This is a genomic window from Streptomyces sp. 3330 (assembly GCF_031456635.1).
In the GTDB taxonomy this organism is placed as follows: domain Bacteria; phylum Actinomycetota; class Actinomycetes; order Streptomycetales; family Streptomycetaceae; genus Streptomyces.
Genome location: NZ_JAVDVA010000004.1, coordinates 446,644 through 457,271, shown reverse-complemented (window position 1 = coordinate 457,271; position 10,628 = coordinate 446,644). Strand labels below are relative to the sequence as shown.

Below are 10,628 nucleotides of genomic sequence, written 5' to 3'. Positions count from 1 at the left end.
GCGGGTCACCCGGCCGGGGGGGGGGGGGGGCGGCGGGGGGGGGGGGGGGGGGCGGTGGGGGGGGGGGGGGGGGCGCCCGCGGGGGGGGGGGGGGGGGGCCCGCGGGGGGCCCCCCCCCCCGGGGGGGGGGGGGGGGGGGGGGGGGGCCCGCCGGGCCCCCCCCCCCCCCCCCCGCCGCACCCTGTGCGAGTGGCACCCCGCGTGCTGGACCCCACCTCCGCCGGGCCCGGCGCTGCTCGGCCCCACCCGACCGGCCTCAGCCCGTTGGCCCCGCACCGCTGTGTCCCGGCCGCTGTGTCCCGGCCGCAGTGTCCCGGCCGCTGTCCGGAGCGGGCGCCCCGCGCCGCTGTCCCGGGCCGCCGCACCCCGTGCGGGTGGCGCCCGCCGGACCCGCACCCGCTGGACGCGCCACCCCCCGACAGGCCCCGACACAATTCCGGGCGGCGTCGCGGTCAGGCGCCGACGTAGGCCGCGAGGTGCTCGCCGGTGAGCGTGGAGCGGGCGGCCACGAGGTCGGCCGGGGTGCCCTCGAAGACGATCCGGCCGCCGTCGTGCCCCGCGCCGGGACCGAGGTCGATGATCCAGTCGGCGTGCGCCATCACCGCGGGGTGGTGCTCGACGACGATGACCGACTTGCCGGCGTCGACGAGCCGGTCGAGCAGGCCGAGCAGTTGCTCGACGTCGGCGAGGTGCAGGCCGGTGGTCGGCTCGTCGAGTACGTAGACCCCGCCCTTCTCCGCCATGTGCGTCGCCAGCTTGAGCCGCTGCCGCTCGCCGCCGGACAGCGTGGTGAGCGGCTGGCCGAGGCTGAGGTAGCCGAGCCCGACGTCGGCGAGCCGGCCCAGGATGCGGTGCGCGGCCGGGGTGCTCGCCTCCCCGGCGCCGAAGAACTCCTCGGCCTCGCTCACCGACATGGCGAGCACCTCGCTGATGTCGCGGCCGCCGAGGTGGTACTCGAGGACCACGGCCTGGTACCGCTTCCCCTCGCACTCCTCGCAGGTGGTGGCCACGCTCGCCATCATCGCCAGATCGGTGAAGGTGACGCCCGCGCCGTTGCACGTCGGGCAGGCGCCCTCGGAGTTGGCGCTGAACAGCGCGGGCTTCACTCCGTTGACCTTCGCGAACGCCTTGCGGATCGGGTCGAGCAGCCCGGTGTACGTCGCCGGGTTGCTGCGGCGGGAGCCGCGGATCGCGCCCTGGTCGACCGACACCACGCCCTCTCCGGCCGGGATCGACCCGTGCACGAGTGAGCTCTTGCCGGAGCCCGCCACGCCGGTGACCACGCAGAGCACCCCGAGCGGGATGCCGACGTCGACGTTGCGCAGGTTGTGCGCCGTCGCACCGCGGATCTCCAGCGTGCCGGTGGGCTTGCGCACGGCGTCCTTGACGGCGGCCCGGTCGTCGAGATGCCGGCCGGTGATGGTGTCGCCGGACCGCAGCCCCTCCACGGTGCCCTCGAAACAGACGGTGCCGCCCGCCGTGCCCGCCCCGGGGCCGAGATCGACGACGTGGTCGGCGATCGCGATGGTCTGCGGCTTGTGCTCCACGACGAGCACCGTGTTGCCCTTGTCCCGCAGCCGCAGCAGCAGGTCGTTCATCCGGCTGATGTCGTGCGGGTGCAGCCCCGTGGTGGGCTCGTCGAAGACATAGGTGACGTCGGTCAGCGACGAGCCGAGGTGGCGGATCATCTTGACGCGCTGCGCCTCGCCGCCGGACAGCGTGCCCGACGGCCGGTCGAGCGAGAGGTAGCCGAGACCGATCTCCACGAACGACTCGAGGGTGTGCTGGAGCGCGGTGAGCAGCGGGGCCACCGACGGCTCGTCGAGGCCGCGGACCCATTCGGCCAGGTCGCTGATCTGCATCGCGCAGGCGTCGGCGATGCTGACCTTCCCGATCTTCGACGACCGGGCGCCCTCGCTGAGCCGGGTGCCGTCGCACTCGGGGCAGACGGTGAACGTCATCGCCCGCTCGACGAACGCCCGGATGTGCGGCTGGAGGGCCTCGATGTCCTTGGCCAGCATCGACTTCTGGATCTTCGGGATCAGACCCTCGTACGTCAGGTTGATGCCGTCGACCTTGATCTTCGTCGGCTCCTTGTGCAGGAGGTCGTGCAGCTCCCTCTTGGTGAACCCGCGGATCGGCTTGTCCGGGTCGAAGAACCCGCAGCCGCCGAAGATGCGGCCGTACCAGCCGTCCATGCTGTAGCCGGGGATCGTGAGCGCGCCCTCGTTGAGCGACTTGCTGTCGTCGTAGAGCTGGGTGAGGTCGATGTCGGAGACCGTGCCGCGGCCCTCGCAGCGGACGCACATGCCGCCGGTCCGGGAGAAGGTCGCCTTCACCGTCTTCTTGGCGCCGCGCTCGACGGTGATCCCGCCGCTCGCCCGGACCGACGCGGTGTTGAAGGAGTACGCGGTGGGCGGGCCGATGTGCGGTCGGCCGAGCCTGCTGAAGAGGATGCGCAGCATCGCGTTGGCGTCGGTGGCGGTGCCGACGGTGGAGCGGGGGTCGGAACCCATCCGCTGCTGGTCGACGATGATCGCGGTCGTCAGCCCGTCGAGCACGTCGACCTCGGGCCGGGCCAGCGTCGGCATGAAGCCCTGGACGAACGCGCTGTAGGTCTCGTTGATCAGCCGCTGCGACTCCGCGGCGATCGTGTCGAACACCAGGGAGCTCTTGCCCGAGCCGGAGACGCCGGTGAACACCGTCAGACGGCGCTTCGGGATCTCGATGCTGACGTCCTTGAGGTTGTTCTCACGGGCGCCGTGCACGCGGATCAGACCGTGGCTGTCGGCGATGTGCTGCGCAGGCGGCGGGTCCGTCTTCTTGGCCATGCTCATCGTCTCTCCATCTGCTGCTCGGGACCGCCTTCGCGTGCGGGGGCGTCGCCTGACTCGATCTGACCGACGCCACGCTAGCCGTGACCCGGCGCCCGGCGCTTCTCGAATACTGATCGGTTCGGTCGCGTTCAGGTTCGGACAGGCGGCGGCCAGTAAGCGACAACGCGGGGCGCGGGCGTCCCGCAAGCGCTTCGATGGCCTGATTCTTCGTGCGGGATGAGGTGGAAGATGGCCGACGTGATGCGGGCTGAACCAGCGCGGCGCGCGGGCACGGGGGCGGGCGCGGGCGCGGGCACCGCGAAACGGAGCGGGCAGCAGAAGACCCAGCAGAAACGGTGCGGCTGCGGAGCGCCCTCGCCGGAGGGCACGGTCGGCGGCGCCGAGGAGCGGTTCCGGGGACTGCTGGAGGCGGCGCCGGACGCCATGGTCATCGTCGACGACTCCGGCATCATCAGGCTCGTCAACGCGCAGACCGAGGCCCTGTTCGGGCACGGCCGGGAGGAACTGCTCGGCCAGCCGGTCGAGCTGCTCATCCCGCACCGGTTCCACAGCCAGCACACCGCCCACCGCAGCGGTTACACGGCCAACCGGCAGGTGCGTCCGATGGGCGCCGGGCTCGAACTGCACGGGTTGCGCAAGAACGGGACGGAGTTCCCCGTCGAGATCAGCCTGAGCCCGCTGGAGACGGCGGACGGGCTCCTGGTGTCGGCGGCCGTGCGCGACGTCAGCGACCGCAAGGCGGCCGAGGCGCGGATCAACGAGCTCGCCGCGCTCGTGGAGTCGTCGCAGGACGCGATCCTGGCCCACACCCTGGACGGGTACATCACCTACTGGAACGCTGCCGCGCAGCGCCTGTACGGCTACACGGCCGAGGAGGCCATCGGCCGGCACGTCTCGTTGCTGGCCCCGCCGGAGCTGCGGGGGGAGATCCGCGAGCTGCTCCAGCGGCTACGGGACGCCGAGAAGGTCGAGCACTACGAGACCCTGCGGCTGACCAGCACCGGGACCCTGCGGGACGTGGACGTCACGCTGTGGCCGACCCGGGACACCCAGGGCACCGTCGTCGGGGCGTGCGCGATCGTGCGGGACATCAGCGACCGCAAGCGCGCGGAGGCCGAGCTCACGGCCCTGTACGAGCAGCAGCGGCACATCGCCCTGACGCTCCAGCGCAGTCTGATGGGCACGCCGCCCGCCCTGCCCGGTCTGGCCACCGCGAGCCGCTACCGGCCCGCCACCCAGGGCGCCGGTGTGGGCGGCGACTGGTTCGACCTGATCCCGCTGGGCGCCGACCGGGTGGGCGTGCTGATAGGCGATGTGATGGGCCGCGGCCTGGAAGCGGCCGCCGTGATGGGGCAGTTGAGGTCGGCCGCGCACGCGCTGGCCAAGACCGGCATGCAGCCCCGGCAGCTGATGCGGGCGCTGGACACCTGCGTCGCCGACCTCGACGTGCCCGACCAGCTCGTCACCTGCTGCTACCTGGTGATCGCCCCGGACGCGGGCACGGTGACGGTGTGTTCGGCGGGACATCTGCCGGTGCTGGTCGCCGAGGTGGGCGAGGGCGTCACCGCGCTGCCCTGTCCGGTCAACGCCCCGCTCGGCGTGGGCGACATCCTGTACGAGCAGTCCAGCTCGGAGATACCGCCGGGAGCCACCCTGGTGCTCTACACGGACGGCCTGATCGAGACACCGGGCAGCGACATCGAGGTCCGGATCGGTGAACTGAGCCTGCTGCTCAACAAGTTGTTCGTAGGAACGCCCTGTCTGGAAGCCGCGGCGGACCAGGTCCTCGCCGGACTGCTGCCGGACGCCGACGGGCACAACGACGACGTCACCCTGCTGCTCGCGCAGCTGCCGGCCGCTCCGCTGGCCGCCGTCACGACGCGCCTCCCGGCCGTCCCGGCCTCCGTGCCGGAGGGGCGGGCCTTTCTGCACAAGGCGCTGACCTCGTGGAACTGCGCGGACCGGGCCGACGACGCGCTCCTGCTGCTGTCGGAGACGCTGACGAACGCCGTGCAGCACTCCGAGGGCCCGATCGGCCTGCATCTGCACCGCACCGTCACCGACCTCACGGTCGAGGTCAGCGACCCGAGCCCGCAGCTCCCCCAGCCGCGGGTGGCGGTCGAGGACGCGGAGTCGGGCCGCGGCCTGCTCCTGGTGCGTGCCCTCTCCGCCGGCTGGGGGGTCCGGCCGACGGACGAGGGCAAGACGACCTGGTTCACGCTGAAGCTGTGAGCCCCCAGGGCCGGCCGCCGTAGGCCGGTGCGAAGGCGTCCAGATGCGCCTGGACGTACGGCACGGCCACCGCCCGCAACTCCAGCTCGCCGTCGACGAAGGCGGGCTGGACGTTGACCTCGAAGACGACCCCGCCGTTCTCCGCGGCCAGGTCCACACCGGCGAAAGGGAGCCCGACCGACGCGGTGGCCGCGACGGCGAGTTCGGCGAGTCGGGGGTGGAGGTCCTGCGGGGCGATGTGGACGGCGGTGGCCCCCTGGCAGGTGTTGCAGGGGGTGTCGGTCTCCGGCTGGAGGTGTTCGCGGGCGTGCACGACGCGGTCGCCCAGGACGAACACGCGGAACTGGTGGCGCCGGCCGTCGGCGGTGATGTTCCCCGCGTCGCGGGAGAGCAGCCAGTCGGTGCCGCGCTCGGCGTAGTAGGCGGTGGCGAGCTCCAGTTGGAGGGGTGTGGTGACGTGGAAGGTGTCGTTGCCGCCGGTGCCGACGACGGGCCGGGCCCAGGTGTCGCGGCCGAGCCGCTCGAACGCGTCGGCCGCCTCCCGCGGGGAGGGACGGGACAGCACGGCGGTCTCCATCTGGGCGACACCGTCCCGGACGAAGCGTTCCACGGTGAGGTTCTTCTCGGTCGCGGTGCGCCAGGCGTCGGGGCCGGCGGCCAGGGTCACCACGTCGTGGCTCTCCAGGAGCTCCTGGAAGCCGGCGAGAGCCCGCCGGTGGTGCGGCGGGATCTCGTACAGCAGGACGACGTCGGGCACGAAGTCCAGCCGCTCCTCGGGGACCTGGAGCCGTAACCGGCCTCCGTCGCGGACGCCGCGGCCGGTTCCGCCGGTCGCGAAGTGCCGGGAGTCGACCCGGACGGGCGGGGCGCCGGTGAGCAGTTCGACGGCGTCGGCGAGATACTCGCGGCAGCCCTCGGGCGAGGTGGGGTCGGCGATCAGGGCGATGCACGGTCGGGACACAGCGGCCTCCAGCGGCTGTCGACGCGCGCTCGTACCGCGGACGGGCCCTCGCACGGCACGAGCGGTGTCACGGATGGTGTCTGTCGCGCGGGTGGTCGTCGTACCCGTCGCCCCCGGGAGCCGCTCCGGTGCGCGGAGCCGTGCCCGGGTCCGGGCGGGTGCCGGGCGGAGGACGAGGACGACTGCTGACCACGAGGGGTGGGACGCGCCCCGCCGGGTTCCGTGCGCAGGGCTGGCCGACCACTGTAAGCACCGGGCGGGACGCCGTACCAGGGCGCACGGCGGACCGCCCGCTGCCCCTCCCCCTGCGCCGTCCGCCCCGGTCCGTGCGCCCTGGCCGGCCGGCCGGTGAGCCGCCGTCTCACCCGTCCCAGGTCCAGTCGGTGACCTCGGGAAGGTCGGTGCCGTGTTCGCGGATCCAGTCGTGGTGGCGCAGTCGCGCGTCCTCCATCCGCTGGCGTAGGGCGGCGGCCCGCACGGCGAGGCCGGGGACGCGGTCGATGACGTCCATGACGAGCCGGTAGCGGTCGAGGTCGTTGCGGACGACCATGTCGAACGGCGTGGTGGTGGTGCCGAACTCCTTGTAGCCGCGCACGTGCAGGTTCTTGTGGCCGGTGCGGCGGTAGGCGAGCCGGTGGATCAGCCACGGGTAGCCGTGGTAGGCGAAGATCACCGGCTTGTCGGCGGTGAACAGGCCGTCGTACTCGAAGTCGCCCATGCCGTGGGGATGTTCCTCGCGCGGCAGGAGCCGGGCGATGTCGACGACGTTGACCACGCGGACGGCGAGGTCGGGCAGGTGCCGGCGGAGCAACTGGGCGGCGGCCAGCACCTCCTGGGTGGGGACGTCGCCCGCGCAGGCGAGGACCACGTCGGTCTCGCCGCCGTTCTCCGTGCCGGCCCACTCCCAGACGCCGGCGCCGCGCGCGCAGTGGACGCGGGCCTCGTCCATGCCCAGCCAGTCGAAGCAGGGCTGCTTGCCCGCCACGACGACGTTGACGTAGTCACGGCTGCGCAGCACGTGGTCCGCCACCGACAGCAGGGTGTTGGCGTCCGGCGGCAGATAGACCCGCACGACCTCCGGGCTCTTGTTGAGGACGTGGTCGACGAAGCCGGGGTCCTGATGGGAGAAGCCGTTGTGGTCCTGGCGCCAGACATGCGAGGTGAGCAGGTAGTTGAGGGAGGCCACAGGAGCGCGCCAGCTCAGCTTCCGGGTGACGCGCAGCCACTTGATGTGCTGGTTGACCATCGAGTCGACGATGTGCGCGAACGCCTCGTAGCAGGAGAACAGGCCGTGCCGTCCGGTCAGCAGATAGCCCTCCAGCCAGCCCTGGCAGGTGTGTTCGGAGAGGATCTCCATCACCCGGCCGTGCCGGTCGAGGTTCTCGTCGACCTGGAGGGTCTGCGCCTGCCACGCCTTGCCGCTGGCGGCGTAGACGGCCTGGAGCCGGTTGGAGGCGGTCTCGTCGGGGCCGACGAGCCGGAAGTCGCGCCGGCCGGCGGTCGCGCGCATGACGTCCTCGAGCAACCCGCCCAGCACCGCGGTGGGTTCGTGCCGGGTGGCGCCCGGCGTGTCGACCGGGACGGCGTGCGACTCCAGCGCGGGCAGCGGGAGTTCGCGCAGCAGCAGTCCGCCGTTCGCGTGCGGGGTGGCGCCGAGGCGGCGGGTGCCCTCGGGGATCCAGGACAGGACGTCCGGACGGGGGCGGCCCCGGTCGTCGAACAGCTCCTCCGGCCGGTAGGAACGCAGCCAGGCCTCCAGCTGGCGCAGGTGTTCGGGGTTGTCCCGGACGGCGGACAGCGGCACCTGGTGGGCGCGCCAGGTGCCCTCGACGGGCAGCCGGTCGACGTGCGCGGGGCCGGTCCAGCCCTTCGGGGTGCGCAGCACGATCACCGGCCAGCGGGGGCGCTCCCCGGAGCCGTCCTCGCGGGCGGCGCGCTGCAGGGCGGCGATGCGGTCCAGGGCGGTGTCCATGGCCTGCGCCATCGCGCGGTGGACGGCGTTCGGCTCGTCACCGGTGACATGGATCGGGTCGTGGCCGTAACCGCGCAGCAGCTCGTCGAGCTCGGGTTCGGGGATGCGGGACAGCACCGTGGGGTTGGCGATCTTGTAGCCGTTGAGGTGCAGGACCGGCAGGACCGCGCCGTCGTGCACGGGGTCGAGGAACTTGTTGGAGTGCCAGGAGGCGGCCAGCGGACCCGTCTCCGCCTCCCCGTCGCCGATCACGCAGGCAACCACCAGATCGGGGTTGTCGAAGGCGGCGCCGTAGGCGTGCGAGAGCGCGTAGCCGAGCTCGCCGCCCTCGTGGATCGAGCCGGGCGTCTCCGGGGCGACATGGCTGGGGATGCCGCCGGGGAAGGAGAACTGCCGGAACAGCCGGGCCATGCCGGCCGCGTCGCGGGTGACGTCCGGATACGTCTCGGTGTAGGTGCCCTCCAGCCAGGAGTTGGCGACGACCGCCGGACCGCCGTGGCCGGGGCCCCAGACGCACAGGGCGCGCAGGTCACGGGCGCGGATGACACGGTTGAGGTGGGTGTACACGAGATTCAGGCCGGGTGAGGTCCCCCAGTGGCCGAGCAGCCTCGGCTTCACGTGCTCGGGCCGCAGCGGCTCGGTGAGCAGCGGGTTGGACATCAGGTAGATCTGCCCGACGGAGAGGTAGTTCGCGGCCCGCCAGTGGGCGTGCAGCGTCCTGAGCTCGTCGTCGGTGAGCCGGGCGGACGTCGCCTGCGGTTCCACGGGCATCTCGGGTCCCCTTCCGGATCGGGTCGCTCGGTGGTGCGTACCGGTCCGCACCTCCCCAGCCTCTCCGGAGGCCGGGTACCCGGCAGGGCCGATCCAGCCGTACGGAGGAGTGAAGCCGTCCGTACGAGGGGGTGGCCGGATCCGGCCCAGGGCCTGTCCGACCATTCCCGTCGTCGCCCGAAGGGCGGCCTCGCGGCGTCTGGTGGGTGCTCTCGGCGTGCCGGGTGCAAGGCCTCGTACTGGACGTACTTGGCCTGGTGCCCGATGCGGCGAGAGCGCGTGCCAGGCGTCGCGGGGCACACGGGAATGGTCGGACAGGCCCTAGGACGCCGGGCGCGACCGGGCGGCGTCGAGGCCGTCGACATGGGCCACGTTGCGCCGGTCCTCGACGTCCCCGCCGGCCGCTGCGGCGAACCAGGCGTCGAGGATCTCCTTGAGCAGCGGCTCGGAGGTCAGGCGGAGGCTGAGGGCGAGGACGTTGGCGGCGTTCCAGCGGCGGGCGCCGTCGGCGGTGTAGGCGTCGGTGCACAGGGCGGCCCGGACGCCGGGCACCTTGTTCGCGGCGATCGACGCGCCGGTGCCGGTCCAGCAGCACACCACCGCCTGCTCCGACGTCCCGTCGGCCACGTCCCGCGCCGCCACCGCCGAGCACACCGCCCACTGGGGGTCGTCGCCGGGCCGCAGCGCGCCGTGCGGCACCACGTCGTGCCCTCGTCCGCGCAGCTCCGCGACGAGGGCGCGGGCCACTGGTTCGTCCATGTCCGAGGAGACGGAGATCCGCATGCCGCAGAGCCTACTGAGGAAAGGATGCGGGAGCACCGGGGGGCCGGTGGGGTCAGGGGGTCGGGATGCCCGCCGGGCGGTGGGGCCGGGCCGGGCGGTCGAAGCGGGCCGGGACGCCCGGTGAGTACAGGACGCTCACCGGCTCCCCCGACGGCTCCGGCAGACCCGCCGCCGTCACCAGGTCCTCCTCGCACTCCACGAGCTCGGCCCGGTGCAGCGGCCAGCGCGGATGGGCGTTGGGCAGGTACATCGGCCGGCCGAAGAAGGTGCTGTGCATGCCCCAGCGCGCGGTCAGGAAATGCTCCAGCGCGGTGGGTTCGCCGATCCGTTCCCCCACCCGCACGGTGAGCCGGCTGCTCGCGCCCCGCGGGCCGGGCCAGCGGCGGCGGCTGGTGTACGTGACGGTGTCGGCGTCGGCGTCGATCGTCATGCGCGCCCACACGTACGGCATCCGGAACCCGAGCCGGGCGACCGCCACCGGCAGCAGCCGGGAGGCGTCGAGCGACCGGAAGACCACGCCCCGCCTGCCGTGCGCGTCCACCGAGTAGAGACGGACGTTCGTCTCGGGGAAGGACCCCAGGTAGGGCACGCCCGGAAGGCGGAACCAGCCGACCCGGTGCATCCGGAACGCGACCAGCCCGACGTAGGTCACGCCGTCGAGCGTGTCCGGTATGGTCCCCGGCGGCAACAGCCCCGCCACGTCGGCCGGGTCCGCGGCCCAGTGCACGAAGGCGAGGTCGAGCCAGGACTGGGTGAGGAAGGGCCGCGCTATCGCGTCCGGCGCGTCCGGCGAAATGGGATGCGCGGGAAGCAGGTCCTGCGGCTGCGGTGTCGACGGCACGTCGCCAGTATCACAGAGCCCCCCGGCCTCCCTGACGACGGTGTGCCCCGGGCCGCCGGAGCAGCGCGGAGCAGGACATCGGCCGGGTCCGGGAGCGGCACCGACGGCGCCTGGGCGACGGGCGCGGGGCACACCCCGTAGGACCGCCCCGGCCTCCCCGCGTGTCAGCGGCCCGGCCGGCGTCCGGCGTCCCGTGTCCCGTGTCCCGTGTCCGGCGTCCCGTGTCCCGTG

Annotated in this window: 6 protein-coding genes; 1 reads left to right on the top strand and 5 read right to left on the bottom strand. The window is 73.2% G+C overall.

Annotation, left to right across the window (positions count from 1 at the left end; genetic code table 11):
• Nucleotides 1-452: 452 nt before the first annotated feature.
• A complete protein-coding gene (locus J2X68_RS10085; protein ID WP_310432128.1) occupies nt 453-2,837 on the bottom strand; it encodes an excinuclease ABC subunit UvrA in 2,385 nt (794 codons plus the stop codon).
• A 240-nt stretch (nt 2,838-3,077) separates the two neighbouring features.
• Between J2X68_RS10085 and J2X68_RS10080 the strand changes: the two genes are divergently transcribed.
• A complete protein-coding gene (locus J2X68_RS10080; RefSeq protein ID WP_310432127.1) occupies nt 3,078-5,069 on the top strand; it encodes a PAS domain S-box protein in 1,992 nt (663 codons plus the stop codon).
• Here J2X68_RS10080 and J2X68_RS10075 read toward each other — a convergent pair.
• From J2X68_RS10075 to J2X68_RS10060, 4 genes are all read right to left on the bottom strand, one after another.
• The gene (locus J2X68_RS10075) at nt 5,053-6,030 is read right to left on the bottom strand and encodes an alpha-L-glutamate ligase (protein ID WP_310432126.1); all 978 of its coding nucleotides are present in this window, start codon (nt 6,028-6,030) and stop codon (nt 5,053-5,055) included. The two genes, J2X68_RS10080 and J2X68_RS10075, sit on opposite strands and share 17 nt — an antisense overlap.
• A gap of 361 nt (nt 6,031-6,391) precedes the next feature.
• A complete protein-coding gene (locus J2X68_RS10070) occupies nt 6,392-8,773 on the bottom strand; it encodes a phosphoketolase family protein (RefSeq protein WP_310432125.1) in 2,382 nt (793 codons plus the stop codon).
• Between the two features lie 321 nt (nt 8,774-9,094).
• Complete coding sequence (locus J2X68_RS10065) at nt 9,095-9,556, bottom strand: RpiB/LacA/LacB family sugar-phosphate isomerase (protein WP_310432124.1); 462 nt, start codon at nt 9,554-9,556, stop codon at nt 9,095-9,097.
• Nucleotides 9,557-9,608: 52 nt separating this feature from the next.
• Nucleotides 9,609-10,397 carry a DUF2071 domain-containing protein gene (locus tag J2X68_RS10060; RefSeq protein WP_310432123.1) on the bottom strand — a complete coding sequence of 263 codons (789 nt, stop codon included), beginning with the start codon at nt 10,395-10,397 and terminating at the stop codon, nt 9,609-9,611.
• Between the last annotated feature and the right edge of the window lie 231 nt (nt 10,398-10,628).

Coding starts and splice junctions, on each gene's coding strand:
- J2X68_RS10070 (WP_310432125.1), bottom strand. CDS start 8,773: ATGCCCGTGGAACCGCAGGCGACGTCCGCCCGGCTCACCGACGACGAG.
- J2X68_RS10085 (WP_310432128.1), bottom strand. CDS start 2,837: ATGAGCATGGCCAAGAAGACGGACCCGCCGCCTGCGCAGCACATCGCC.
- J2X68_RS10065 (WP_310432124.1), bottom strand. CDS start 9,556: ATGCGGATCTCCGTCTCCTCGGACATGGACGAACCAGTGGCCCGCGCC.
- J2X68_RS10080 (WP_310432127.1), top strand. CDS start 3,078: ATGCGGGCTGAACCAGCGCGGCGCGCGGGCACGGGGGCGGGCGCGGGC.